This is a genomic window from Mycobacterium bourgelatii, from assembly GCF_010723575.1.
In the GTDB taxonomy this organism is placed as follows: domain Bacteria; phylum Actinomycetota; class Actinomycetes; order Mycobacteriales; family Mycobacteriaceae; genus Mycobacterium; species Mycobacterium bourgelatii.
The window spans coordinates 1,009,371-1,036,016 of sequence record NZ_BLKZ01000002.1 but is presented as its reverse complement, the minus strand read 5'-3'; the positions used below and the strand labels follow the sequence as shown (position 1 = coordinate 1,036,016).

Annotated in this window: 26 protein-coding genes; 4 read left to right on the top strand and 22 right to left on the bottom strand. The window is 65.3% G+C overall.

Going from position 1 to position 26,646, the window contains the following annotated elements:
* Window positions 1-27 precede the first annotated feature (27 nt).
* Window positions 28-1,524, top strand: coding sequence for a YhgE/Pip domain-containing protein (locus G6N68_RS29800; protein WP_163719807.1), 1,497 nt, complete (start codon window positions 28-30; stop codon window positions 1,522-1,524).
* Between the two features lie 79 nt (window positions 1,525-1,603).
* Window positions 1,604-2,722, top strand: coding sequence for a phosphodiester glycosidase family protein (locus G6N68_RS29795; protein WP_163719805.1), 1,119 nt, complete (start codon window positions 1,604-1,606; stop codon window positions 2,720-2,722).
* A gap of 118 nt (window positions 2,723-2,840) precedes the next feature.
* Here G6N68_RS29795 and G6N68_RS29790 read toward each other — a convergent pair whose 3' ends face one another.
* From G6N68_RS29790 to fadD5, 14 genes are all read right to left on the bottom strand, one after another.
* On the bottom strand, window positions 2,841-3,539 hold the full coding sequence (locus G6N68_RS29790) for a YoaK family protein (RefSeq protein ID WP_163719803.1): 699 nt from the start codon (window positions 3,537-3,539) through the stop codon (window positions 2,841-2,843).
* A 4-nt stretch (window positions 3,540-3,543) separates the two neighbouring features.
* On the bottom strand, window positions 3,544-4,329 hold the full coding sequence (locus G6N68_RS29785) for a mammalian cell entry protein (protein WP_163720085.1): 786 nt from the start codon (window positions 4,327-4,329) through the stop codon (window positions 3,544-3,546).
* Window positions 4,330-4,580: 251 nt separating this feature from the next.
* Window positions 4,581-5,135: an Rv1363c family protein gene (locus G6N68_RS29780; protein ID WP_163719801.1), complete on the bottom strand. Its 555-nt coding sequence runs from the start codon at window positions 5,133-5,135 to the stop codon at window positions 4,581-4,583.
* Window positions 5,132-6,154, bottom strand: a complete 1,023-nt coding sequence (locus G6N68_RS29775) for an RDD family protein (protein WP_163719799.1) — start codon at window positions 6,152-6,154, stop codon at window positions 5,132-5,134. The genes G6N68_RS29780 and G6N68_RS29775 overlap by 4 nt, the downstream gene beginning before the upstream one ends.
* Window positions 6,151-6,933: an Rv1363c family protein gene (locus tag G6N68_RS29770; RefSeq protein ID WP_163719797.1), complete on the bottom strand. Its 783-nt coding sequence runs from the start codon at window positions 6,931-6,933 to the stop codon at window positions 6,151-6,153. Before G6N68_RS29770 ends, G6N68_RS29775 begins: the two co-directional genes overlap by 4 nt.
* A complete protein-coding gene (locus G6N68_RS29765; RefSeq protein WP_163719796.1) occupies window positions 6,903-8,492 on the bottom strand; it encodes a virulence factor Mce family protein in 1,590 nt (529 codons plus the stop codon). Before G6N68_RS29765 ends, G6N68_RS29770 begins: the two co-directional genes overlap by 31 nt.
* On the bottom strand, window positions 8,486-9,652 hold the full coding sequence (locus G6N68_RS29760) for a virulence factor Mce family protein (RefSeq protein ID WP_163719794.1): 1,167 nt from the start codon (window positions 9,650-9,652) through the stop codon (window positions 8,486-8,488). Before G6N68_RS29760 ends, G6N68_RS29765 begins: the two co-directional genes overlap by 7 nt.
* Entirely contained in the window at window positions 9,652-11,265 is a 1,614-nt protein-coding gene (locus tag G6N68_RS29755) for a virulence factor Mce family protein (RefSeq protein ID WP_163719792.1), read from the bottom strand. Before G6N68_RS29755 ends, G6N68_RS29760 begins: the two co-directional genes overlap by 1 nt.
* Window positions 11,262-12,827 carry a virulence factor Mce family protein gene (locus G6N68_RS29750; protein ID WP_163719790.1) on the bottom strand — a complete coding sequence of 522 codons (1,566 nt, stop codon included), beginning with the start codon at window positions 12,825-12,827 and terminating at the stop codon, window positions 11,262-11,264. The genes G6N68_RS29755 and G6N68_RS29750 overlap by 4 nt, the downstream gene beginning before the upstream one ends.
* On the bottom strand, window positions 12,824-13,864 hold the full coding sequence (locus G6N68_RS29745; protein WP_163719788.1) for a virulence factor Mce family protein: 1,041 nt from the start codon (window positions 13,862-13,864) through the stop codon (window positions 12,824-12,826). The genes G6N68_RS29750 and G6N68_RS29745 overlap by 4 nt, the downstream gene beginning before the upstream one ends.
* On the bottom strand, window positions 13,861-15,186 hold the full coding sequence (locus G6N68_RS29740) for an MCE family protein (RefSeq protein ID WP_163719786.1): 1,326 nt from the start codon (window positions 15,184-15,186) through the stop codon (window positions 13,861-13,863). The genes G6N68_RS29745 and G6N68_RS29740 overlap by 4 nt, the downstream gene beginning before the upstream one ends.
* Window positions 15,187-15,190: 4 nt before the next feature.
* Entirely contained in the window at window positions 15,191-16,060 is an 870-nt protein-coding gene (locus G6N68_RS29735; protein WP_163719784.1) for an MlaE family ABC transporter permease, read from the bottom strand.
* A 1-nt stretch (window position 16,061) separates the two neighbouring features.
* Window positions 16,062-16,799, bottom strand: coding sequence for an MlaE family ABC transporter permease (locus G6N68_RS29730; protein WP_276014398.1), 738 nt, complete (start codon window positions 16,797-16,799; stop codon window positions 16,062-16,064).
* 287 nt (window positions 16,800-17,086) lie between these two features.
* Window positions 17,087-18,733, bottom strand: coding sequence for a fatty-acid--CoA ligase FadD5 (gene fadD5 / locus G6N68_RS29725; protein ID WP_163719783.1), 1,647 nt, complete (start codon window positions 18,731-18,733; stop codon window positions 17,087-17,089).
* A gap of 147 nt (window positions 18,734-18,880) precedes the next feature.
* Here fadD5 and G6N68_RS29720 point away from each other — a divergent pair, with 147 nt between their 5' ends.
* Entirely contained in the window at window positions 18,881-19,573 is a 693-nt protein-coding gene (locus G6N68_RS29720; protein ID WP_205351554.1) for a GntR family transcriptional regulator, read from the top strand.
* Window positions 19,574-19,599: 26 nt separating this feature from the next.
* Here the strand turns inward: G6N68_RS29720 and G6N68_RS29715 are convergent, their stop codons facing one another.
* A complete protein-coding gene (locus G6N68_RS29715; RefSeq protein WP_163719781.1) occupies window positions 19,600-20,040 on the bottom strand; it encodes an SRPBCC family protein in 441 nt (146 codons plus the stop codon).
* Window positions 20,041-20,095: 55 nt separating this feature from the next.
* Complete coding sequence (locus tag G6N68_RS29710; protein ID WP_163719778.1) at window positions 20,096-20,566, bottom strand: acyl-CoA thioesterase; 471 nt, start codon at window positions 20,564-20,566, stop codon at window positions 20,096-20,098.
* Between the two features lie 14 nt (window positions 20,567-20,580).
* Between G6N68_RS29710 and G6N68_RS29705 the strand changes: the two genes are divergently transcribed.
* The gene (locus G6N68_RS29705) at window positions 20,581-21,714 is read left to right on the top strand and encodes an alcohol dehydrogenase catalytic domain-containing protein (protein WP_163719776.1); all 1,134 of its coding nucleotides are present in this window, start codon (window positions 20,581-20,583) and stop codon (window positions 21,712-21,714) included.
* Here the strand turns inward: G6N68_RS29705 and G6N68_RS29700 are convergent.
* The 6 genes from G6N68_RS29700 to G6N68_RS29675 are packed head-to-tail and all read right to left on the bottom strand — an operon-like array spanning window position 21,701 to window position 26,617.
* Window positions 21,701-22,633, bottom strand: coding sequence for an alpha/beta hydrolase (locus tag G6N68_RS29700; RefSeq protein WP_163719774.1), 933 nt, complete (start codon window positions 22,631-22,633; stop codon window positions 21,701-21,703). The two genes, G6N68_RS29705 and G6N68_RS29700, sit on opposite strands and share 14 nt — an antisense overlap.
* Window positions 22,630-23,346, bottom strand: coding sequence for an SDR family NAD(P)-dependent oxidoreductase (locus tag G6N68_RS29695; protein WP_163719772.1), 717 nt, complete (start codon window positions 23,344-23,346; stop codon window positions 22,630-22,632). The genes G6N68_RS29700 and G6N68_RS29695 overlap by 4 nt, the downstream gene beginning before the upstream one ends.
* A complete protein-coding gene (locus G6N68_RS29690; protein ID WP_163719770.1) occupies window positions 23,346-23,741 on the bottom strand; it encodes a nuclear transport factor 2 family protein in 396 nt (131 codons plus the stop codon). The genes G6N68_RS29695 and G6N68_RS29690 overlap by 1 nt, the downstream gene beginning before the upstream one ends.
* Window positions 23,738-24,478: an HpcH/HpaI aldolase family protein gene (locus G6N68_RS29685; protein ID WP_163719768.1), complete on the bottom strand. Its 741-nt coding sequence runs from the start codon at window positions 24,476-24,478 to the stop codon at window positions 23,738-23,740. The genes G6N68_RS29690 and G6N68_RS29685 overlap by 4 nt, the downstream gene beginning before the upstream one ends.
* A complete protein-coding gene (locus G6N68_RS29680) occupies window positions 24,475-25,443 on the bottom strand; it encodes a zinc-binding dehydrogenase (RefSeq protein WP_163719767.1) in 969 nt (322 codons plus the stop codon). Before G6N68_RS29680 ends, G6N68_RS29685 begins: the two co-directional genes overlap by 4 nt.
* 1 nt (window position 25,444) lies before the next feature.
* Window positions 25,445-26,617, bottom strand: a complete 1,173-nt coding sequence (locus tag G6N68_RS29675; protein ID WP_163720083.1) for a cytochrome P450 — start codon at window positions 26,615-26,617, stop codon at window positions 25,445-25,447.
* Window positions 26,618-26,646 lie beyond the last annotated feature (29 nt).

Genomic DNA, 26,646 nt, shown 5'->3' with positions numbered 1-26,646 from the left:
AGAGTGACCTCGACGAGGGGAGCCTAAATGTCTCAGACGCGAGCGCGGCACGCAGCGCCCAACCCCAACCGAAACATAAAGGCGCTGAGGACAGTGCGGTTCTGGTTGGCGCCGATCATCATCACCTTGGCACTCATGTCGGCGCTCGCGGCGCTGTATCTGGGCGGCATCCTGAATCCAACGTCCAACCTGCGCCACTTTCCCATCGCGATCGTGAACCAGGACGCCGGACCCGCGGGCAAGCAGATCGTCGACGGCCTGATGTCGGGTTTGGACAAGAACAAGTACGACATTCGAGTGGTGTCCAAGGACGAGGCCAAGAAGCAGCTCGACAGGGCCCAGGTGTATGGGCAGGCGTTGATTCCCCCTGGCTTCTCAACAAGCCTGCGGGAGTTCGCGACTGGCGCGGTGGAGCCGAAACGTGCAGAGCGGCCGACGATCACGATCACGACCAACCCGCGAGCGGGCACCCTGGGCTCCAGTATCGCCGGCCAGACCCTGACCCAGGCGCTTGCCGTCGTTAATACCAAAGTAGGTGAACGCCTTTCGGCAGATGTGGCGGCGCAGACCCAGGGCGCACCACTGACCGGCGTAGCAACGCTGGCCCTTGCCAGCCCGATCGACATCAAGTCAACGGTGTACAACCCGTTACCCAACGGCACCGGTAATGGCTTGTCCGCCTTCTATTACTCGTTGTTGCTGCTGCTTGCGGGGTTCACCGGAAGCATCGTGGTCAGCACCCTGGTCGATTCGATGCTCGGTTACGTACCAGCCGAATTCGGCCCCGTGTACCGCTTCTCCGAACAGGTGCGCATTTCGCGATTCCGCACGCTCTGGGTGAAGTGGATCCTGATGGTGATCCTGGCGCTGCTTACGTCGGCGGTCTACCTGGCGATCTCACACGAGCTCGGCATGCCCAATCCGGCCGGCTGGAAACTCTGGCTCTATGGAGTGTTCGCGATCAGCGCGGTCGGCATCACGTCGAGTTCCCTGATCGCCGTGCTGGGTTCGATGGGGCTGCTGGTCAGCATGTTGATCTTCGTGATCCTCGGGTTGCCGTCCGCGGGCGCCACGGTGCCACTCGAGGCGGTCCCGGAGTTCTTCCGCTGGCTGGCCAAATTCGAACCGATGCACCAGGTGTTCCTCGGCACGCGGTCGTTGCTCTACCTCAATGGACTGGCGGATGCCGGGTTGTCCCACGCCTTGTTCATGACCGCCATCGGCCTGATCATCGGCTTGCTGTTTGGCGGCATCATTACTCACCTGTACGACCGGAAGGGCTTTCATCGCGTTCCCGGCGCGGTCGAGTTGGCCATCGCCGCCGAACACCAAGCGCAGCACCAAGCGCGGGAGAGGGACCGCAAGGCGGCCAGCGAAGGCAAGCTCGAGGCGAAGACGGAAACCGAACCCGAGGCCAGCGCCGAATCCGAGTCCCAACCCGACGTCGCACCCGACGTCGAAGCTGCGGACGCCACGGCACCCACGGTCGAGTACCCCGACGAAACCCCAAGCGACAAAACGTAATTCCCGCGCGGCCGAACCGTCACACTGTCGTGACTTTAGTTGACAGTGTTGCTGGTGTGGTTAATGTTATTCATGTTGCATGCGGTCCGCCGAAAGGGCTATCGTGTTGTCCCCTCCTGCCGGCCTCATCAGATTGGTGAGGCGACTGACGGCGTGCTGCGCCGCCGCCGCGGCGGCCGCTACGCTCTCGGCTACCACGGGACAGCCGCTAGCCCGGGCCGCTGACGCGCTCGAGATGCTGCAGAGCGCGATCGCCAACACCAAGGGCTCCTACCTGGTCTACAACTTCGGCGCCGGCCATCCGATGCCGCTGCTCAACGGCGACGGCAGACGCTATGAGATGAACAACGGCGGCCATCTGATGATCATCAAGAGCGCGGCATCGCGGCTGCAGCCGCACCTGCTGGTCGATACCCACCGGGGTGACCAGGCACGGTGCGAGAACAACCCGGGTGCCCGCACCAGCGAAGGACTCATGCAGGCATCGGAGATCTACCCGCCGCTCAAGGCGTGGGAACGCATGGGGCGCCCAACTATTGCGATCAACGCGAACTTCTTCGATGTGCGGGGGCAGAAGGGCGGCTCCTGGCGGACAACCGGATGCAGCTCTCCCCTGGGCGCTTTCGTCGACAACACCAATGGGCAGGGCCGCGCCAATCAGGCCGTCACCGGTGCCGTCGCCTATCCCGGCAAGCAGGGACTGTCCGGCGGCAACGAGTCGTGGACGTCCTTGACGACGATGATTCTCCCCGTCGGCGGCGCCCCGTACGTGTTACGGCCCAAGGGAAGAGAGGACTACGACCTCGCCACGCCGGTGGTCGAGGACTTGCTCAACAAGAACGCGCGCTTTGTGGCGGTGGCCGGCATCGGACTGTTGTCGCCCGGCAACACCGGACAGCTACACGACGGTGGTCCCAGCGCGGCCCGCACCGCCCTCGCGTACTCGAGGGCCAAGGACGAGATGTACATCTTCGAAGGCGGCAGCTACACGCCGGACAACATGCAGGACCTGTTCCGCGGTCTGGGCAGCGACACCGCGATCCTGCTGGACGGCGGCGGTTCGTCGGCGATAGTGCTGCGTCGCGACACCGGCGGCATGTGGGCCGGGGCGGGGTCACCGAAGGGTTCGTGTGACACCCGCCAGGTGCTCTGCGACTCGCACGAGCGGGCACTGCCCAGCTGGCTGGCCTTCAACTGAGGCGCCACCCTCGTCGAACGTGGGGCTAATGCACCGCGTCCCAACGATTGCGGTGCTTTGCACGCACGCTCGGCGCCCGCGAGGCTCGGCGGCCTCCGGGGGCGTGGCCTTCCCGCCGTCAGCTGGTAAACGCCTCAGGCGATTCGCTGTCGCCGGCACCGAAGCGGAAGATCACCATGCTCACCGCGATCACCAAGGCGGCAAGCGCGAATACCGGTGCGACGGCAACCCGCGTCAGGGTCGCGCCGAGGACGGCCCCACCGCACATCGTGGCGATGACGCCGTAACGCAGCAGTTCGTTCTCGCCGGTCCCGCCGGCCAACCTGCTCTCGAAGCCGAGCGCGACGATGGTCGATGTCAGCACGGTGGTGCTCAATTCCTGTATCCCGAATTGGCGCGCTGTCGCATTCTGCAAGCCGAAGGTCATCGCGAGTCCGCCGATCAGGAACAGCTTCGTGTTGTCGTGATAGTGGAGCACCCCGGCGCCGCCCAGGATGGACAACGTGAGCAGAACGGCCACCTCGATGCCAAGCGTGATCGTGAGCCAGCGCCGAGGCTGATGACTCAGCCCCCGGGTCAGCCGACCACCGACGATGGTGCCCGCGACGAAGCAGCCGAAGGCCACGACCGCGGCGGTCATGTCTACCGCCGACTGCACAAACCAGAAGCCGAGGAAAATGACGTTCCCCGTCATGTTGGCGACGAACACATGCCCCAGCACCAGCACGCTGACGGAATCCGCCAGGCCGGTGGCGAACGTCAGCAAGAGCAGTGCCGCAATCGTCAGCCGGTGAAAGACCGGCGAGCTTACGGCCACGGACTTAAAGCCGAGGCGTGAGGTCCAGCGAGGTGATGGTCGTCATCCGGGTCACGAGCCAGCGATCGTCGTCCCGGCGCATGATCAGTCGGTAGGACAGATACTTCAGGCTCGGGATGTTCTTGGTCAGCGGGCTGGTGGTGGTCGTGTTCGTATAGACGATGGCCACCGCGTTGTCGCGATCGAGGGATTCGACGGCGACGCCGGTGACCTCGGTGCTGTTGGTCACCTTGGCCTGTTTGTTGGGTGCCGCGATCGAGTCGACGAATTTGCGGTACTGGGCGCCGAAGTCGCCGCTGAGGTAGGTCGCGGCGCGGTCGGCGAGGCTGTCCATGTTCTCGGGCGTGTAGGTCCACAGCGTCGTGATCGCATTCGCCGCGGTTCGCGCCACCTTCAGCTTGACCGCGACGGTGGCTTTGTCGGCGAGGTAGGGCTGCACCGACGCGCCCGCGAACGCGGCGGAACCGATGAACAGCAGCGACATCACGATGGTCGCCGCTACCGCAAGTCGCTTGCCGCCCAGCCTCTTACGGCGAACCTTCTTCTTCGGCTTCTCGGTCGCATCGGCCTCGGCGGAGTCGGTGGTGGAGTCGGAGTCGGTGTCGGTGGCCTCGGCGCTGTCGGTATCGGCTTCGGCGGTGTCGGTTTCAGTTTCAGCCGTGTCGGTTTCGGCTTCGCCGGCTTCGGCCTTGTCGTCGTCAGCGGCCTCGGCGGTGTCAGTCTCGTCCACCTGAGCGGAGCCGGCCTCATCCGTAACAGCCTCTGCCGCAGCCGCTTCGGCTTCGGCCATGTCCTCGGCTGCCGTGACTGCCTCAGCGGCGTCACCGCCGGCGTCCGCAGCTGAAGACTTCTCCGGCTCGACCTCGCTGTCGGCCGCGCCCTCCTGGGCAGCGGGGCCGGCACTGCGTCGCTTGCCGAACAACCGTCTGCGGCGAGCAGGCTTGGCAGGCATGGCGGGTTTCACGGCTGCCGTGTCGGCCGCACCAGCGGCAGTACCGGCCTCGGTCGTCTCTTCTTCCGCGGGGGCCGGGGCCGTGTCGGTCATACCACCTGATCTAGCTTGCTGATCTTCCACTGGTTCCCTTCCTGCTTGGCCGTGGTAGCCCAGCGATTGGTGTTCTTGTAGACCTGTTTTCCGTCCGGAGATTTGGACGTGAATTCGGTCACCACCAGGATGTTGACGCTGCCATCGTCGTTCCAGCGCTCTACGCCGACTTCAGTGACCGTGCCAGTGGCCGGCTCGGCCTGCGCTACTTGGAGGAGGATCTGGTTCGCCTTGTCGTGGTACTCCTTGGCGAAGTCACCGGTCGCATGCGACAACACCCGTTCGACGTACTCGTTGGCGTGGTACGGATCCACCGAAGTGAACTGCTCCATGAACAATTTCACGAAGTCGACCACCTCGTGCTCCTTGCGCACCGCGCGGTCGTGGGACTCCTGCGAGGCAAACAACAGGCTCGACAACGTCATTGCCGTCGCCATGACTATGCCGGTGACGACGCCGATGACAAGCAGCCGCCATGACCGCCGCGGCAGCGAACCGAGCGCGGCAAGGAGCGTCTGCTCGCCCGGCCGAAACTTGCGGCGGGGACTCATCGCCCCTCCCCCGGCGGCGGCGCCTCCGTCGGCGGAGCCTCCGCCGGTGGCGGGGGCGGCGCCTTCGGTTTGGCCAGCACGGTCAGGTCGTCAACGAGCCATTGATCGTCGTGGTCGCGGATGAAATTCGCCCGCACGGTAGCGGTGATGTACCGGACCTCCTGCCCGGTTCCGCGCCGACCCTGCATGAACAGCAGCATGGTGGCGCGATCCGGCGTGGCGGACTGGATCGCACTGGCCGTCACCCAGTACTCGTTGACAACGGGATGCCCCTTGGCGACCTTCTCCTGCTCGGCGGCCAGCTTGGGCCGATACGCGTTCGTCGTCAGCGACAGCGCACGATCGAAATCCTCACGTAGTGTGCTCGGGTCGTACGTCAGCATCCGCGAGACGAGCCGCGGACCCTCGATGCCGATCACCGACCGGGCATGATCGGTAGCCCGTTGTTGGGAGTACACCGTCACGTAGCTGATGCCCACGCCACTCAGGCTGACGCCCGCCGCGACGAGCAGCATGATCGCGATCCATCGCCGGATCTTCGGGAGCCGCTCGTCGCGCTCGACGCAACGCACCTCGGTGTGCGTCAACATGTCAGCGAACGTGCGACGACTGGTGTCCCACAACGGCCACAGCCAGCCCACGAACACCGGCAGGGTGTCGAGCAGGTGGGCCAGATCGCGGAGCAACAGCCACCACGGCCCCGGTCGCGTCCCGTCGGTTTCTGTGACGGCGATGCCGGTCAGCGCGCGTCCCAAACTCCAGCCGGTGATGCTCGGCAACAGCAACCGGTTGACCAAGACCAACAGGATGGCCAGCACCCAGACGCCGACGGATACCCACACCCACACGCTGTCGGTCGGGACGGTCAGGGAGACCAGGAACATCGTCACGATCACGGCGAGCCCGGGCAGGACGTCGATGGCTAAGGCACCGGCGCGCAACCGCCATGGTGCCAAGACTTTCTCGGGTAAGACTTGGATGGTTTCCGTGGTCTCGATGTCCTCGACCACCAGCGTCACTTCGTCACCTGGTCGAGCTTGGCGATCCGATACTGACCCTCCGCCATCGCCATGCGGACACGCAGGCGGTAGCCCGTTTCCTGGTTCTCTTGCTGGTCGTTGGACACGCGGACCCGCATCGCCACCAGCACGTCGATGGTCCCGTCGGGATTGTTGTGCTCGACCGCTGCCCGCAGGTCTGACACCTGCACGTGCACGTTCGCACTCTGATACGCCTGAACGAGCATGCTGCTGTACATGACGGCCTGGGTGCGGTAGGCATCGGTGCCGCAATCGATGATTTTCTGCTCGCTGGCAGCCATCGCCTCGGTGTCCGGTGCCTGGGTGACCGCGACGCAGTCCTTGGCGGCCTGAAGCGCTGCCTCGTTGTTACGCGCAATCTCCTGGCTCTCCAGGTGGTACCGCAGCGCCAGGTAGCCGCCCGCGCTGATGCCGCCGGCAATCAGGAAGAGCGCGATGCAGACGGCGACCAACCACCCCCGGCCCAGCCGCGACGGCGGACGCTGCACACCGTCGTCGCGAGCTTCGGTCTCGACCTCGGTTTCAGAGTCGGTTTCGGGTCCAGAACTTTCGGCGTCTTCGGTCGATGCCTCGGACTCGTCAGCAGCCACCGCATCGGCCTCAGACTCGGTCGAATCTGAGGCCGTCGTGGCCTCTGCCTCAGTGCTGGTCTGCTCGGTTTGCGCCTCAGATTCGGTGGAATCCTCAGCGTTCACCTGGTCGCGCAACGAATCATCGGCGATGGGGTTCAGCCGGCCGGTGCCAGCATCTCCTTCCATCCATCGTCTCCTGTTTTGGTCGAGTTTTCGACGGAGTACTTAATTCCGTCGGGCCCTACCAGTTCACCGCTTTGGGGACTGTAGACGGCCGTGGGCGGTCCCGGAGTGTAGACACACGGGTTGGGCTGTTGGCCGTTGCACTGCACGCTACCTGACCCGGGTCGCTGTAGTGGGTCACTGATGGGCGGTGGCGTCGTTCCGCCGGGCGGCAGTTTGTCTGCCGGCAGCGGGTTCAGGCCATTGTTGACCGACGGCGCCGGGATCACCGAGCCCGGGCGCACCGACTGGTCACACCGCGCCGCAGGTGCGGGGCAGGTCAGGAGCTGGTTGGGGTCGCCGAACCAGGGGTTGGTGCCGGCGGGCACGTACGGGTTGGGGTCACGGCACTCCCGCGGTGTCGCCGCACGCTTGCCCGGCACATCGACACACGGGATGTTGCGCGACCCACGCACGCTGTTGGCCGGTGTGTCCATCGGAATCTTGCAGTACGTGCCCTTGGGCAGTGGCTGCATCGTGGTGTCGGCAAATGATCGCCACTGCTCTGCCGGGATGAAGCCGGTCAGACACGGCGGCGGTTGGTTGATCGCCAGTGCCATGTCGAGCGCGGCCTGGTTCGGGAACGGCGCGGCCACCGTCTGCGCGATCGCGGCACCCTGCGGGAGGAACACCAGCACCTGCTCGAGACCCGCGTTGTACTTCTTGAGCAGGTCGAACACGATGGCCAGGTTCGCCAACGTCTGGGGCAGCGAGTCCCGCACGTCGTTGAAGACCTCGTTGACCTGGTCGGCGGTCGGTGCGGCCTGCTGCAGGATGCTCCGCAGGTTCTGGTCGCGCTCCGCGGTCTGTGCGGCCAACACGTTCAGGTTGCGGGCCCAGCGCGAGATCGCGTCACCCGAGTCGACCTGGCTCTGCAGGACCGGCCCGGAGTGCTGGATGATGTCGTTGATGTCGTTGATCTGGTTGTGGAAGTCGCCCACGATCGCCTGAGTGGCGTCCGTCAGCCGTTGCAGGGCGGGCCCCAATCCGCCGACGGCTTGGGCGGTTTCGTCGAGCAGCTGGGGGATCTTCTCCTTGGGCAGTACCCGAAGACCCTCGTTCGCCGTGTCCAGTGCGGGACCGATTTCACTCGGCACCGTGTTGCGGCACGATTTTCCATCGCCGCAGCCGATGTTCGAGCCCGCTCTGTAGTACTGCTTCGGGTTTCCGCGTGAGACAAGGTCCAGGTACTGCTCACCGACCGCCGACACGGAGTGCACGTTGGCCGTGGCATCGATCGGAATCTTGTACCGGCTGTCGATGCTCAACGTCGCCCGAGCACCCTGCCGGGTGGGCTCCACGTTGGTGACCTTGCCAATCGTGACACCGCGATAGGTCACGTTGGCCGTCGGGTACAGACCGCCCGAGGCGGGCAGGTCAGCGGTGAGTTCGTACCGGCCAATGGTCAACGGCTCGGGCAACAGCGTCGGGATCTGCAGGTAGTAGACGCCCAGCACCAGCAGCGAGATCACGGTCAAGCCGCCGAACATAAGCAGCTGCCGTTTGATAAAGGGAGTTAGCAATTCCTGTCGCCCCTCTCGACAAACGGCCCGCCTGGCGCGTTCGCCGGGCTAGACGTGTACCGGACGTCCGGGATCATCGTCTCGGGGTCGCGGCCGAACGATTGCTCGATCGCACGCAGGGCGCCCTGGAAGCCGGTGCCGGTCAGCACCGCGTTGTCCATGGCACTGAGCGTGACGTCAAGCGTTGCGGAGACGTTCTGGTAGTCGCCACGGAAGATTTTCGGAACCGCGTCGATGTCGAACGGCTGGGTAAGGATCAGCTTCAGCGCACCAATCAGGTATGGCGAACCCTTGCTGAGCTCCTTCAGCGGGCACTGCAGCGCCGCGAGGGAGGTGTGCAGGCCGGACTGCGCCTCACCCAGGTACTGTGCGGTCACCTGGCTCAGGTCTCCGACCGCGTTGGCGGCGTTGACCAGCAGGTTCTGCGTGTCGGCGAAGTGCTTGAGCAGCGGCGGGAAGTCGGTCAGGACCCGGTCCAGCACGTCCGCCCGCTGGCCGACGTAGACCAGCAATCGGTTGGTGGAGTCGATCGCGTGGGTGATGTCATCGCGTTGCTGGTTGAGCTGGTCGGTGAAGGTGTCCAGCCTCCGGAGGAAGCCGCGGATCTGGTCACCCCGCTTGTAGAAGATGTTGTAGACCTCGTTCTGCAGCACCTCCAAGTTGGGGACGCCGCCACCGCGCAGAATCAGGGCGACACTCGCCAACGTCTGCTCGGTGTTGGGGTAGGCGGACGAGTTCTTCAGCGGGATGGTGTCGCCGTTCTTGAGCGCTGGGCCCTCGGCCGGCGAAATCAGCTCGATGTGCTGCGAACCCAGCAAACTGGTCTGCCCGATCTTGGCGAGGGTGTCCTTCTTCAACACCACGCCCTTGTCGATGCCCAGCGTCAGGGTCGCAACCCAGTTCTTCAGCTCGATGTGGCGGATGGAGCCGACCGGGACGTCGGCGACCATCACCTTGCTGTTGCCGTTGATGGCGAGGGTGTCGGGAACCTGCACATAAAGGATGTAGGAACCCTCGCCACTGCCCGGACCGCCCGGAATCGTCACGTTGGAGATGCCGCGCCAGCCACACGAGCTCGACAGGATCGCGACCATCAGCAGCACCAGCGCCTGCCAACTGCGGCGACGCAGCGCACCACCTATCACGTTCAGCACGCCCATCACTGGCCTCCTGCCTCAGCGGGCAACGGTGCGCCCACTGCCGCGGGCGGCGGGGGACCCGGAGCTGCGGGCGTCGGGGGGACGGGACCCGGGAGCACGCCCGGCCCGGGCGGCGGTGGCGGGATCGGAACCTGCGGAGCGTTCAGACCAATCGGCGGCAACACCGGGTATTGGTCGTAGGCGTTCGGCGGCCCGGGCGGCGTCTGCAGCGTCGACTGCACCGGCTCGATGTCGGGCCCGCCCATCAACTCGTCCAACGACTCGGGAGTCAACAGACCCGCCGTGATCGGACCGACCTGGACGCCCTGCATACCCGGGGCCACGATCCAGCCGGTCTGGGTGTTCTTGTGCGACAACGGAGTGTCCGGCACCCAGATACCCGGCACGGTCGTGTCCTTGTATCCGGGCGGCGGCTGCAACCGCGGCTCGGAGTAGGCAACGTCCTTCGGCAACACCGACGCCAGGTTGAAGGTGTTCAGACCGAACGGGAAGTAGTTGAACTTGATCGCGTCCAGGATCGGCGCCAGGTATTGGGCGCAGAGCTCGGCGGACTCTTGATACCCCAGTCGGCTAGCGGCCTGAATCGAGCTGCAGACGAACTGCATCGGGTTCGCGAACGCGGTGATCTCCGGAACGGCGACCACCGATCCGTGCGCGGGGTGGTAGATCTGGTTCACGTTGGCCGCGGCGGTCGGAAGAACGTGCAGGGCAGTCTCGATGCCGTTCAACGGCTCGGGCTGCAGCAACGTGTTGGTGACCTCGGCCAGGTTGTTCACGTCGTGCGCGAGCACCTCGCGGTTCTTGTCGAGGAACGGCCGCACGGTCGTCAGCAGGCTGTCGATCTGCTGCAGCGCGTTGGACAGGTCGCGGTCGTTGCTCGCGAGCCGGCCGGTGAGCTCGGCCAGGTTCGAGTTCAGCGCCACGAACTGCTGGTCGTCCTGATGTAGCGCATTGACGAACAGCGCCAGGCTCTTCACCACCGCAAAGAAGTCACCGCGTCCCTCGTTGAGCGCGGTCAACGCGCTCGACAAAGACTCCAGCGTGGCGTTGAGCTGCTTGCCCTTGCCCTGCAGTCCGTTCGCGAAGGACTCGATGACCTCGCCGAAGGGGCCGGTCGGCTGTTCCTTGGTTGGACCGAGCTTGTCGATGATGTCGGTGATGCTGTTGCGCAGCTCGTCCCACTCCACCGGAACCCTGGTGCGGCTGATGTCGATCACCGCGCCGTCCTGCAGTGTCGGGCCACCTTTATATGGGGGCTCGAGTTGCAGGGTGCGGGATGCAACCAGGGTCGGGTTGAGAATCCACGCCTCGGCGTTGGCCGGCACCTTGTACTTGTTCTCGTAGTGGAAGGTGACCTTCATCTTGTCGCCGGCGGGCTCGATCTTGTCGACGCGGCCCACCTGCAGCCCCATGATCAGGACCTTGTCACCCGGGTACAGGGCGTTGGCGGCCGAGAAGTACGCCGTAACGGTGTTGTTGGTCAGCTTCTTGTACAGGGTGAAGCCAGCCCACGCTGCGACGAGCCCGACGATCACCAGCAGGATGCCGATGACCACCGTTGCCCGTGACAACCTCGGCATGCGGATGTTGCGAACGTCAAAGATGGTGCTCAATTCTGGCTACCTCCCGCCGCACCACTGCCGCCCGTGCCGCCGGGCGTAATGAACGGTGCCGGTAACTGATTGCCGGGCCCAGGGGGCGCCGGCGGTCCCGGCGGCAGGCCCGGTGCGAACGTCGACGGTGGCGGAACCGGACCCGCCGGTCCCAACGGCTCCGTGCGGGCACCCGGTGGCGCGTCCGGCGGCAGCGGCACCGGTGTACCCGGTACGTCCGGAGCCGGTTCGCCCGGCCGCCCGGCGATCGGGATACCCGGTGTCGGCGGCAGGCCGTTCGGGTTGGGTGGCGAGACCTCCATGTTGTCCAGCGGTGCCGGGAAGAACGGACCACCGAAGGGGCCTTGCAGCGCCCCGGCGCAGGGCAGTGGGTCGCCCGGCCGTGGCAACGCACCGGCCGCTGGGGTGTAGGAGCACGGCGATCCGGGCGGGATGGCCGGTCCCGGGTGATCCGGGGTGCCTTCCAGCACGCGCGGCGCAGGCGGCGGCGCGCCATTGGGGAACCGGGTGCCGTTGGGGTCGGGGAAGCGGTATTCCGGCAGGCCGGCGCTACGCCAGAACTGCTCCGGGTCCAGGCCGCGCTTCTTGAACGCCGCGTCGATGAACGGCTGCATGACCTGTCCCGGGGCGAGGTTGTGAATGACGACCTTGAAGAAGGGCCCGGAGCTGATGGCCTCGTTCAGCGACGGCAGGAACCCGCCGACCATGACGAGCCCGTTGGCCAGGTCGTCCTTGCGCTCGACCAGCAGGTCACTGACGGTGCGCAGCTGTTCCAGCACGTGGTTGAGGTTCGGGTTGTCGTTGATCAGGCCCTGCACCTGCTGTGAGAACGAGGCGATGTTGCCCAGCAGTGCGTTGATTGCCTGTCCGCGCTCGTTGAACGCGGCGATCAGTGTTTTCGCGTTGACCAACAGCCGGTCCACCTGGCTGGCACGGTCGCCGAGGACGCTGGCCACCTGGTTGGCCTGGGCCAGCAGGTGCTTGATCTCCTCGTCGCGCTTGCCGATGGTGTCGGAGAACCTCTCGACACCACGCAGCGCATCGCTCAGGTGCGGGTAGGTCTGATCGATCGTCTCGGACAGCACGTGCAGCGACCGCTTCACGGCGTCGATGTCCCAGCCGGTGGCCGCCTTGGTGACGTCGAAGAAGGCGTCGTAGATCTGGTACGGAGTGGTGCTCTGCCCCAGCGGCAACATGCCGTTCGGTCGCAACGGCTGGTTGCCGCGGGTGTCGATCTCAAGGACCTTTTTGCCCAGGATCGTGTCCGTGCGGATCGCCAACCGACTTTCGGTGCCGATGGTGTTGCCACCGATCGAGAACTTGACCACGATGTGGTCGCCTTCGATCGACATTGCCTCGACCTTGCCGACCTCGAAGCCGGCGATCCGGACCTTGTCGCCCTTGTTGAGGCCACCGGTGTCTTTGAACTGCCCGTAGTAGTACGGCTTGGCGAACAGCATCGGAACACTGGTGAAGCTCTGGCCGACCCCGACGACCAACAGGGTCACCAGGATGCCCATCAGACCGATGTGGAGCCGATTTGGGGGTTCTAGCGTTCTCATTGCGGTGCGCACCTACCCGTGGGCTGAGAGAAGAGCCGGACCGTTCGCACCGGACCGCCGGGTTGCAATCCGTTGATCTTGAGGCTGATGTCGCAGGAGTAGAAGTTGACGAAGTCCCCGTAGGAGCCGATCGCCCGCCCGATCATGTTCAAGGCGGTCGGCACCTTGTGCAGGAAGTCGTTCAGTTGTTCACTCTGGTCGATCAGCGGCTGCTGGATGGGGTCCAGGTAGTTGATCGCCTTGTGCAGCAGCGCACGGTCCTCGGCCAGCAGATCCGCCACTGTTCCCGCGGCATTGCTGATGTGAGCCGTACCCCCCGCCAACTCGTTGTCGTGGTTCTTCAATCCCGTGATCAGCACCTCGAGGTTGTTGACCGTTTGGTCGAATTCCTTGCGGTGCCGCACGGTGGTGTCCAGGACGGTGTTCAGATTCTTGATCACGTCGCCGATCGCGGCGTCCCGCTCGGCAAGCTGTGAGGTCAGCTGGGCGGTCTGGTCGAGGATGTCGTTGATGGTGCCGCCCTGACCCTGGAACACGGTGATGATCGCCGACGCGATGGTGTTGACCTTGTCCGGGTCCAACGCCTTGAACACCGGCTTGAAACCACCGATCAGCGCATCCAAGTCCAGCGCCGGGGAGGTCCGCGCGAGCGGAATCAGTCCACCGGCCGGCAGGATCTTGTCGAATCCATCGCCCTGGCCGCGCTTGAGCTCCACGTAGCGGTTGCCGATCAGGTCCAGGTAGCGGATCTGAGCGGTCGTCGACTGGTACACGGGTATCGAGCGGTCGACGTCGAACTCCACCCGGACCCGCTTGCCGCCGTCGATCAGCTGTATGTCACTGACCTTGCCGATCTCCACGCCGGAAGCGCGAACGAACTGGCCCTTGCGCAGGCCACTCACATTGCTGAACTCAGCGGCGTAGGTGTTCGTCCGGTCGAAGCGGATCTGCCCGAACACGATGATGATCATCACGCTGAACAGGAGCAGCACCACTGCGAAGATGCTGAGTTTGATTACAGTCCCGGTGATTTTCATGGGTTGATCGTGTTATCCCCTACTTGACGGCCCCAGACGTACTCGATGACGTAGGGCGAACCGACCTCCAAGTGGTTGTACGGAGCGAGGCTGTTCCCGGTGTCCATGACGAGTTCGGGCGCCGGCCAGAAGTCCCGGGTGATCGGCTGCCAACAACCGGGCGCACCACCGGGTCCACCGTGGGCGTTGACGCGGGGCAGGTTCTCCGGCCACACGTACGGGTTCGGCGCGCCGCCGATCAGGCCGGCCGCCAAGCCACCAACCTGCGAAAGCAGGAGGGGCACCAGCGATATCGGGTTGAGCATCATGCCCAGTGCCGACAGCGGCACGGTGTGGCTGTTCAGCGAATAGCCGTTGCCGCCGAGGAATTGGTAGGCCTTGGGTTCGATGTCGTGGTAGTTGCGCAGCGTGCAGAACAACTCGGGGCTGTAGGTGTCCAACAGCTGTGCGGTGGGCACCAGGTCGTTGGCGCCTCGGGCCAGGTACGGCCCGCCGCGCCGGAAGACATCCGCGCCGGTGTTACCGAAGCCAGCGGCCGCCAACAGCGCCTGGTCCAGTTCGTGTTGGTGTTCGTTGAAGGTGCGCGCCGTGGGCACGGAGTTGTTGAGGAACTCGAACAAGTCCGGCGCGGCGTCGGCGTACACGTCGCCGAGAGCGGCCAACTGTTGAATGTCGCGACGCGCCTGCGGCATCTGCGGGTTTATGTCGTCCAGGATCTTGTTGCCGTTGACGATCGATTCCCCGAACCGGTCGCCGAGGCCGGACAGCGCTTGCGCTGCCGCGCTCAGCGTCAAGTTCAGCTTGACCGGGTCGACCTTCTCCGAGATCTCGGTGAGGGTCTGGAACAGCGTATTGATTTCGGTGGTGATGCCCGTGGCGTTGATCGTGCTGTGCGCCTTGAGATGTCCGCGGGAGATGTCCTCGCCCTGCTCATTTCTGGGCGTCGTCAGGGACACGTACTTGCCGCCGAACACCGTGGTCGCCTTGATCTGAGCGTCGACATTCTCCGGGATGATGTCGAGGTATCGCGGATACACGTCGAGGCTGAATTTGGCGGCCGGCTTGCCGTCGGGTCCGGGCACCTCGCTGATGCTGTCGACGCGGCCGATCTGCACCCCGTTGTAGGTGACCTTGGATCCGGGATCCATGACCAGCCCGGCCCGCGGCGACAGCATCGTCAGCTGGGTTTTCGGGGTGAAATCCCCTTTGAACTGGAAATACACCAGCGTCAGGATGAGGAGCAGGATCAGGATTGCCGCGACACCCGCCGTCTTGTACGGCGGGTTCTTGACCTTGTTGACTTTTCCAACCGGCGACGTCATAGCGCTACACCGTCAATGCGAAGTTGGGGTTGACGCCATACAGCGCCAACGCGGCGGACAGGACGACAACTTGCACCGAGACCAGGGATAACCGCATCGATCTACCCACCGCCTCGCCGACGCCCACGGGCCCACCGCCGGCGTTGTATCCGTAGTAGCAATGGGTGACCATCACGATCAGCGCGATGAGGATCGCCTCGAGGAAAGACCAGAACACGTCGTCGGGACGCAGGAACGTCCGGAAGTAGTGCTGGTAGGTGCCGGGTGACTGTCCGTACAGCGCGGTCGTGACGATCTGCGGCGACAGGAACGACATGATCATGGCCAACGCGTAGAGGGGGATGATCACTACCAACCCGGCGACGATGCGGGTGGACGCCAGGTAGGAGACGGACTTGATGCCCATGACCTCCAGGGCGTCGATTTCCTCGCTGATTCGCATTGCGCCCAGTTCAGCGGTGGCACCGGCGCCGACCGTCGCCGCCAGCGCGATGCCGGTGACGACCGGGCCGGCGATACGGACGTTGATCAGCGCGGAGAAAAAGCCGGTGAATGCTTCGACGCCGATGTTGCCCAGAGATGCGAAACCCTGGATGGCCACCAGGGAGCTACCGGAGAGGGTGACGAAGCCGACGATTGCGGCGGTGCCGCCGACGACGGCCATTGCGCCGGTCCCCATCCCGATCTGTGCAATCAGCCGCAGCGTTTCCTTGCGGTAGTGGCGCAGTGCGTGCGGGATCTGCCCGATGGCGACCAACACGAACCATGCGATCTGGCCCGTCTCGTCCAGTCCGCGCACGGCAGCGCCGGCGTAACGATTGACATTGGCCACCGCCCGCGGGAAGCGGGCGCGAACTACGGCGCCGGTCGACATGTCAGTGCCCCGTCCCGAATCGAACACCGATGGTGGTCAAGATGACGTTGACCGCATACAGGGCAACCACGCACAGCACCACCGTTTCGTTCACGGCGGTGCCCAAGCCCTTGGAACCGCCGCGGACGGTCAGCCCGCGGTAGCAGCCGACCAGGCCGGCGATCAGGCCGAAGGTCGCGGCCTTGATCATGGCGATGATCACCTCGGGCAGGCCGGTGATGGTGGTGAGGGTGGCGAGGTAGGCCCCGCCCGACACGTTCTGCAGATAGACGCCGAACAGGTAGCCGCCGACCAGACCGACGGTGATCACCAGAGCATTGAGCAGGGTGGCGACGACGGTCGCGGCGATGACCCTTGGCACCACCAGTCGGTGGATGGGGTCGATCCCGAGCACCTCCATGGCGTCGATCTCTTCGCGGATCGTGCGGGCACCGAGGTCGGCGCAGATAGCCGTCGAGCCGGCGCCCGCCACCACAAGCACGGTGGTCAGCGGCCCGAGCTGGGTAACGGCCCCGATCGCAGCACCGGCCCCGGAAAGGTCAGCGGCACCGAACTGGGCCAGCAGCACGTTCAGCGTGAAGATCAGCAGCACGGTCAGCGGGATCGACACCATGATCGTCGGCAAGATGGCGACCCGCATGATGAACCAGCACTGCAGGATGAGCTCGCGCCACTGGAATGGCCTGCGGAATAACGCCCTTCCGGTCAACACGCACATGCGGAAAAAGCCGCCGATCATTGTCAGCGGCGTCTCAAGCTGGTCCCTGAGGTAGCCGACCAAGTGTGGACGAGACGATGTCGTCACCACTGCCCCCTCACGGCGCCTTTGCAGGCATCGCGTCTTGTGTGGCGTACCGGCCGATCATGTCGCACGCCTCCTCCTTGCCCCATTCCGGTGTGTGACCATCGGCTCTTTACTCGCAGGTAGTAACGCAGACCACAGGAATGTACCTGATGGCCCGCCACCTGTGAACCGCTGCCTCACAATTAACCTTTCGTCAACACCGAGCGAACGGCGCAGTGCTCCTATCCGTCCCTTTCTTCTGCCAAATCGCTTGAGGCAGAATGTTTTTCAGAACCGTGTGATCGTCCGTAGCGAAGGCGCAACTCAGTCTTGAGCACCTTCCCGGCGGGGTTGCGAGGCAGTGCCTCCACGACCTCGAGCGCCTTGGGGTGCTTGTACCGCGCGAGCCGCTCGGTCAGGTACTCATTTAGCTCTTCGATCCGGAGGTCGGGTTTCGTTACAACAGCAATTGCGATCGGAATTTCGCCCCATTTTTCATCGGACCTACCGATCACCGCGACTTCAACGAAGTCGGGATGACTCGCCAGTACGTTCTCAACCTCGGCGCAGTAGATGTTCTCGCCGCCGGAGATGATCATGTCCTTCTTGCGGTCGACCACCCAGACGTAGCCGTCCTCGTCCATCCGGACCAGATCACCCGAATGGAACCAGCCGCCCGCGAACGCCTCCGCGGTGGCTTCCGGGTTGTTCCAGTAGCCACTCATCAATGTCGGTGCCCGGTAGACAATCTCGCCGACTTCGCCGACGGGTACGTCGTTCATGTCGTCATCGACGACGCGGGCCCAGACCGTCGGGATCACCTTGCCGACGGATCCGCGCTTTCGGATCGCGTCCTCGCCCAGCAGCATGCACGTCACCGGCGACATCTCGGTTTGGCCGAACGCGGCCAAGATCTGGGCGCCGGGAAAGACCTCCGACATCTGTCGCAGCAAAGCATCCGGCGCGGGCGCGGCCCCCCACGAGATAACCCGCAATCGCAAGTCTCGGGGACGGGCCAGCTGTTCGGCGCACACCGCCTGCCACTGGGCCGGAACCAGGAAGATGCTGGTGACCCGTTCCGCCTCAAGCACATCGAGCAGTTGCCCCGGATTGAATGCGCCGAGCGGATAGATCACCGTCGGGGTGCCGAGCAGCGAACCGACCAACAAATTGCCGATTCCCGCGATGTGGAATAGGGGGACACCGATGAAGCCGACATCGCTGTTGATGTCGGCGCCGCTGGTGTAGAGCATGGTCATGGTCTGACCGGTCAGGTTGGCGTGCGTCAGCACGGCCCCCTTGGGACGACCGGTGGTACCCGAGGTGTACATGATCAGCGCGGGCGAGTCGTTCGGGATGTCGACGGGCTCGGGGACATCGCCCGCCTCGTCGACGAGCTCCTCATAACCGAGCAGACCGGATGAGTCGTCGGACGAGCCGCCGGCCACCACGATCATGTCCAGCAGGGGCTGCATGTCGCGAACGTTCGTCGCCACGGGCGCCAGCGCCGATTCGGTGATGACCGCCCGGCACGCGCAGTCCTCGACCAGAAACGCGATTTCGGTAGGCGTCAAACGGAAGTTCAGCGGCACCGCGATACCGCCGAGCATGTTGACCGCCAGCACCGATTCGACGAATTCCGGGCGGTTGAGCATCAGGACCATGACCCGGTCGCCGAAGCCGATACCTCGCCGACTCAGCGCACCCGCCAGCGCGGCGACGCGACGTTCCAGCTCCGCCCAGGTGAACGTGCGACCAAGAAACCTGAGCGCGGTGGCCTGCGGCTGCATCATGGCGTGCCGCTCCAGCTGGTTGACCCAGTTCTGCCGCCGAGCGAGCTGAAGCTGCGTCTCTGCAGCCACTCGGGCGTGCGCCAATTGCGCGGTCAACCGTCCCTCCCCTTCACTTACGCACCGCTTGCGTCACATTGATATTTGATAAAACATGGTGTTGCCTGGGTCACATTAGTGGTCTGGGCGGCCCATATACAAGACCTCGCCGGTACCAGACAAGCCACGAAAGCCCTGGCAGAGCATGTGAACGCACCGCTATCCGCCAAGCCGCGCGGTCGGCGTCCGCTGCGTCGGTCGCAGCTGTCCGACGAGGTTGCGGGCCACCTACGGGCGGCGATCATGACCGGGACATTGCGCCCAGGGACGTTCATCCGACTGGACGAAACCGCCGCCGCACTCGGCGTGAGCATCACGCCGGTCCGCGAGGCCCTGCTGAAGTTGCGCGGCGAAGGCATGGTGCAACTGGAACCGCACCGCGGACATGTCGTGCTGCCGTTGACCCGGCAGGACATCGACGACATCTTCTGGCTGCAGGCGACCATCGCCCGGGAACTGGCAGTCGCCGCCACCGAGCGCATCACCGAACCCGAGATCGGCGAACTAGAGCGGATCAACGAAAGCCTGGCTCTGGCGGTGAGTTCTGGCGACATCGAGACCACCGCCGCAGTGGAGTTCGCGTTTCACCGCGTCTTCAACCAGGCAAGCCGGCGGATCAAGCTGGCGTGGTTCCTTCTCAACGCCGCGCGCTACATGCCGGCGCAGATGTTCGCGGCCGATCCCGAATGGGGTGCGGCCGCAATCGACAACCATCGGCAGTTGATCGCCGCGCTGCGTCGTCGCGACACCGCGGCGGTTACCGAGTTGACCGTTTGGCAGTTCACCGACGGGGCCCGCCGGTTGACGGACATGCTGGAGAAGACGGGAATCTTCGCGTGAATTCGCCGGGGCCCCGATGCGCCCGGCTACGCCACGCCTAATTCCTCGGCGCGCTTCTTGAGGTTGTCGGCGAGCTGGTCCAGCACGTTGCCCAGCAGCATCTTCACCATCGGAGGAGGCACCGGCATGGTGACCTCCACGTCGATGTCCACCGTCAACAAGGTGGTGGGGCCGGTTTCCACCCAACTGAACAGCTGGTCCTGCTTGGAGAAGAACTCGCCCTGCTGCATGACCGTCTGAATCTGGTTCGCCGCGGGGTAGTACACGGCCGTGATGTAGGTGCCTTCGAAGCCTTGGATGGACATGTCGAGCCGCAACTGGCTGGCCCGCCCGTCGTCGTAGCGCGCGAGCACCCAGCAGCCCTTGACCCCTTCGTTCCATTCGGGGTAGCGCTCGAAATCGGAAACGATCGACAAGAGGGCGGCGGCGGGCGCATCGACCTCGACAGTCTTACTCAAAACTGGCATTGGCGAAGCATACTGAGGCCATTCTGAGGCCATTTTAAGGGCCGGTTCGGGGAGTTCAGCTCACGCAGGCCGTCTCGAGCAGCGACCGGATCCCGTCGGGGATCGGCACCGATTTGCGGGTGGTCCGATCCACGTAGACGTGCACCCAGTGCCCGAGGGCGGTGATCGGCTGCGGCCCCTCGGTGTCGGCCTTGAAGACGCCCAGCCGGTAGGTGACGCTGCTGCGGCCCAGGCTGGTCACCGCCAGGCCGACCGTCAGGCTTTGCGGGAAGTGCAGTTCCGAGAAGTAGCGGCAACCTGATTCTGCGACGATGCCCAGCGCCGGTGTGCTCATCGGGTCGACGCCGGCCTTGGTGTTGATCCACGCGTTGATCGCCGTGTCGAACAGTTGGTAATAGACCGCGTTGTTGAGGTGGCCGAACATGTCGTTGTCGGCCCAGCGGGTGAGCACCGGCCACAACACCGGGAAGTCGCTGCTGGTCAGGTTATCCGGGCCGGACGGGACGGTCGGCGGTACGGAACTCATGGTTGTATTCCAACATGATTCAGATTCAGGGCGCGGTGCTCGAGCGGATCGGCGCGCCTCGCCCGTATTCCGAATCGCGGCCGATCAGCGTTGTCGATGTGGAACTGGACGACCCGCGCGACGACGAGCTGCTAGTTCGCATCGAAGCCGCCGGCGTATGCCACTCCGATCTGTCGGTGGTCGACGGCAACCGGGTGCGGCCGGTGCCGATGCTGCTGGGGCACGAGGCCGCAGGGATCGTCGAGCGGATCGGCGACGGCAGCGCGACCGAACGGGATGGGGTCAGCGTCGGCGACCGCGTTGTGCTGGTGTTTCTGCCTCGATGCGGTCACTGCGCGGCCTGCGCGACGGAGGGACTCACGCCGTGCGAACCCGCGAGTGCGGCCAACAGCGCGGGAACTCTGCTGGGCGGCGGGATCCGGCTGCACCGGCGCAGGAGCGGGCAACGGGATCCGGTCTACCACCATTTGGGCGTCTCGGGGTTTGCGACGCATGCCGTGGTCAACCGGGCCAGCGCGGTGCCGGTGCCGCGCGACGTTCCGCCCAACGTTGCCGCACTCCTTGGTTGTGCGGTGCTGACCGGCGGTGGCGCGGTGCTCAATGTGGGCGATCCGCGGCCGGGACAGGCGGTTGCCGTCGTCGGACTCGGTGGTGTCGGCATGGCCGCCGTGATCACCGCCCGGACGTATCCCGACGTTCGGGTCATCGGCGTGGATCGACTCCCGGAAAAGCTAGCGGCCGCACAGGCTTTGGGCGCCCACGAGACCTACACCCCGGCGCAGGCCGTCGCTGCCGGAATCAAGGCCCCAGTGGTCATCGAGGCGGTGGGGCATCCAGCCGCACTGGATACCGCCGTCGCCCTGACCGCCCCGGGCGGTCGCACCATCACGGTCGGTCTGCCGCCGCCTACGGCACGGATCAGCCTGTCGCCGTTGGGTTTTGTCGCCGAAGGGCGATCATTGATCGGCAGCTATCTGGGTTCGGCGGTCCCCAGCCGCGACATCCCCCGGTTCGTTTCGCTGTGGCGGGACGGCCGACTTCCGGTGGAAGCGCTGGTGTCGTCGTCGATTCGGCTGGGCGACATCAACGAGGCGATGGATCATTTGGCCGACGGCACGGCGGTGCGTCAGCTGATCAACCTTGCCTGAAGGCCGCGCTCAGCGCACTGCCCTGCAGCGCGAAAAGTCGTTGCGAGACCGACCATTCGGGAAGCAGCGAATCGAACCCGTGACAGACGCGCGGAAAGACATGCAACTCGGTGGCTACCCCGGCACGCAGGAGCCGAGTCGCGTACTCGATCGCTTCGTCGCGAAACGGATCGATCTCCGCGCAGGTGATCAGCGCCGGGGGCAACCCCTCGAGTTGGCCTCGCCGGGCCGGGACTGCGTCGGGTGAGCCGGGTCGGCCGGCCAGGTAATGGCTCCACATCAGATCCGCTCCCTCGCCGTCGAACGCGGGGGTCGCCCGAAACTCGAGTCTCGATGCAGTAGGCCGGTCGTCCAGCACGGGCTGGTGCAGCAACTGGAACGCTACCGGCGGTAACACACCGTCGGCGGCACGGTGCGCCAAGCCTGCCGCCAACGCCGCCCCGGCGCTACTACCCGCGACCGCCAGGCGCGTCGAATCGACGCCCAGGGTTGCCGCGTTCGCCACCACCCACTTCAGCACCGCGGCGGCATCGTCGAGCGCGGCCGGATAGGGATGTTCCGGTGCCAGCCGGTATTCGACCGACACCACCGTGCATCCCGCGCGATGGGCGAGTTCCAGGCATTGCCGGTGGTCGGTATCGAGATTTCCCAGCGCGAATCCACCCGCGTGGCAATAGATCACCACCGGCGCCGGCGTGGCGCCGCCTCGATAGATGCGTACCGGCACCGAACCGGCCGCAGACTCTTCGACAGTGACGTCGGCCCCGGCGCCCTCCTGCTCGACGGTGTTCCGCCGCCGCTCATCCATCGACGCGCGGATCAACGGAATCGCTTCCAGCGAAAAGTCGGTACGCGCGATGGCTACCGGACGTAATGCGGGATCGAGCCGTTCAGTGGCTTCGGGCGCGTCGGCGCTCATCGGATCTGCAGGCATTGACCGCCGTCGACGACCAGCTCCGAGCCGGTGATGAACGACGCCTCGTCGGACACCAAAAACGCGACCGCATCGGCGATTTCGGTCGGCCGGCCGAGGCGGCCGAACATCGCGGTCGCCGCGAGCCGGGTCTGGGTGACGTCGTCGAGCATGGGGGTCGCGACGGGGCCTGGGAACACCGCGTTCACCCGGATTCCGGACGGACCGAGCTCAGCCGCAGCGGTCTGAGTCAAACCCCGCAGCGCCCACTTCGCCGACCCGTAGCCGCAGTGCTGCGGGAACGGGCGGATCGCCCCGGTGCTGCAGATGTTGACGATGGCGGCGTTCTCGGCCTCGCGCAGTGGGTCCAACGCGGCGCGGATGCCGAGAAATGCGCCCAGACAGTTGACCCGCCAGAGCTTTTCGAAACCTTCCACCGTCTCGTCCTGCAGCGCCGCCCGGTGCAGGACTCCGGCGTTGTTGACCAGCGTGGTCAGGCCGCCGAACCGACTCGTCACCTGATCAATGGCTGCCGTCCACTGCTCCGGGTCGGTGACGTCCAGCCGGAGCGAGATCACCTCGTCGTCGTCGAAATCGCCGGAGCCGGTCCGTACGTCGCAGGCGGCCACCGAATAACCTTCAGCCCGAAGTTTTTTCACGATGGCGCTGCCTTGCCCGCCGGCTGCACCCGTGACCAGGGCGACACGTCGTGCGCCCATCACGGCCCCACCTCGGGACTGTCACTGAGCCCGTGTGTGGTGATGAATCGACAGCGCCGCCGCCGGAAAAGCCAACGACCGCCTTCCTGGACCAGTTCGTCGTCGTACAGCGCGGGCCGCAGTTGCTGGTCACCCGCCCGGACGAACAGCACCTGCGATCGCGACGTTGCCGTGTCGCCCTGCACATCGATGCGGGACACACCGGTCAGATGCAACCCGTGCGGAGCCATGCGGAACATTCTGCTGAGGCCCTCATGTCCGGTGAAGGTCCGGCCGTACACCCGAAACTCCGCGTCCGGGGTGAACAGTTGCACGCAGGCGTCGTCATCACCCGCGTCCAGGGCGAGCGCGTAATCGGCCAATAGTGAACGGATCAAGGCTTCTGCGTCGCTCATGACGAGGTGGCTTCCCGCAGATGCTCTGCCGCGCCCCGCCGCAGCGATTGAGCCTCCGACGCGAGGGTGATCATCCGATAACCGATCTCGGCCATTGCCCGGCCCCCCTTGCCGTTTCCGGCGTGAATTCCGGTGACCAGCCCGGCATCCGACGCAACCCGGTGAATGCGGACGACGGCGTCAAGCACCTCGGGATTGTTCAGGGCCCCGGCCACGTCCGCCCCCATCGAGATCGCCAGATCGGCTGGGCCGACGTAGATTCCGGTCAGCCCGTCGACGGCGCAGATTTCACCGACACTCGACAAGGCCGCGGCGGTCTCGATCATCGCGAACACGCTCGCGCGGGATTGGAGGACGGCCGGGTCGCTGCCCAGGCTGGCCCGCAGCGGTCCGTAGCTGCGGATGCCGTGCGGCGGATAGCGGGTGGCCGCCACCGCCGCGGCCGCTTGGTCGGCCGACTCGACCATGGCGATGACGACGGCGTCGGCCCCGGCATCGAGTAACCGCCCGATCGGCGCGGGGTCGGCGTTGGGTAGCCGCACCGCGGTGGCGATCGGCACGTGCTCGAGGGGCCGCAGCATGCCGGCGACATCGGCGTCGTCGAGATAGCCGTGCTGGGTGTCGAAGCCCACGTAGTCGTAGCCCGCCCGGGCGAATTCCTCGGCTCCCAGCAGGGTATGGCCGGTGATCCAGCCGCCCCAGATCGGCGCCTGCGGTTTGCTCGCGAAGACACTCATCGGGCGATCGCGATCTTGACTCGCTCGGGAACCGGACGGCAGGCGAGCTCGAAGGCCGCCTGCACGTCGTCGACGGCGAAGGTGTGGGTGAGATAGGTGCCGAGCAGTTCGGGATGTTCGGCGGCGAACTTTCCGGCCAGGTCCAGCATTCGCCGACGCTCCAGCGTCACACCGGACTTCAAGGTCAAGTTGTTGCGCAGCATGGTGCGCATGCTGATCGGGTACACGTCGTCGTCGGCGACGCCGAAGTACAAGACCGTCCCGCCGAAGGCGGCCGCGTCGATGGCATGGCCCAGGGTGGCCACCTGATGGCCGACGGCCTCGATGACGACGTCTGCCCGGTCGGCCGGCGACAGCTGGCTCACCCAGCGGTCGCTGGTGGCACGTACGGCATCATCGACTCCGAAGGAACGCGAAAGACTCTCCCGGGCAACGGGATCGACGCCGGTGACCCGTCGGGCCCCCATAACCTTGGCAACGTAGGAGAACAACAGGCCGATCGAGCCTTGCCCGATGATCGCCACATGTCGACCCGACAGATCCGGTAACTGCTCGCATGCGTACAGCACACAGGCCAGGGGTTGCAGGCCCACCGCCTCCGCGGGTGTCAACGCCGGATCGTATGGCGCCAACCCGTCGCCGTCGCTGACCACCCGCTCCATCAGTCCGTCGAATCCGGATGCCCAGCCCACCACTTGGTCACCGGCGCGGTGCTCGGGGTGTCGGCTGGCGATGACCTCACCGGCCACCTCGTGGATCGGGTAGCCGTCTTTCTCCGCGGCGCTGCGGCCGTCGTCGCCTGGCAGGCGCCCCTTGGCACCACGGAACGCCGGCAGATCACTGCCACACACTCCCGCGGCGCTAAACCGAAGCAGCACTTGACCATCCGCGAGGTCCTCGGGCGCACGGTCGGCGATCGAGGTTCGCTCGAACAGGTAAGGTGCGACGATCCGGTAAGACCACACGTCACACCTGCACCAAGATGTTGTTCCAACCCCACTGGAAGCTGGACGGCAGCCGGGTGGCTTGCTCGCCGCGAATCGCGAAGTCCGGCACGCGCCGAAGCCATTCCTGCAGCAGCACAGCGACTTCCAGCCGCGCCAGATGATATCCGATGCAGAAGTGCTGACCGCGGCCGAAAGCCAGTGATCGACGGATCGGCCGGTCCCAGATGAACTCGTCCGGATTCGGATACTCCCGCTCGTCGCGGTTGGCCGAGGCGAGCAACGTGATGATGCGCTGGCCCGGCTGGATGGCCTGACCGTGAATAGTGAAGGGCTTCCGCGCCGTTCGGGCAAACCATTGGGCCGGCGCGCAGTAGCGGATCATTTCCTCGCGCGCGACCATCACATTGGCGGCAAGGTCGGCGCGCACCGCGGCCAGCTGGTCGGGTCGTTGGCTCAGCTCCCACAGGCCATGGGCCACGATCTTGGGCACCGTTTCGGTGCCGCCGATGAAGATGCAGAGCATCTGGGTGGCTACCTCGACGTCGTCGAGCGCACTGCCGTCGGGCAGTCGGTAGCCCAGCAGCCCGTCGACCACCGGAAGCTCGCCACTCGGGTTGGATCTGCGGCTGGTCACCACCGGCACCAGGAACTGCAGATAGTTCGGCCGGGCTTCGGCGGTGTCCACCCCTTCGCCGGGTTCGGCCAGGCTGCCGGCGTTGACGGCGGCGAGTACCTGCGGCGCTAAATCGGTTGATATGCCCAGCAATTCACATACGATGGTGGCAACCACAATGCCGCCGTAGTCCTGGGTCAGGTCGAACCCGCCTCGCGGCAGCAGCAGGTCGAGTCGTTCGTTGGCCAACGCGCGGATCCGCGACTCCAGCGCCGCGACCGACCGCGGGCGCAACGGCGCGGAATGAGCGCGACGAATCTCACTGTAGAGGTCGGTGTCGAACACCGCGTGAAATGGCAACGGATGCAAGGGCGGATCGTCAACCGGCCCGTCGTTGTGCCGAGCCAGGACCGACGCCGGTGGCAAAGTCCCTTCGGAGGCAACGAAGGTCCCGTCGTTGACTTCAAGTACCTGCCAGATGTCCTCGAATCGGGACAACGCGAAGGTATCCCACTGGGGCATGTAGTAGACCGGATGCTCGTCCCGCAGGACGCGGTAGTAGGGCAGCGGGTTGGCCATGACCGCAGCGTCGAAGGGGTCGTAGCGAA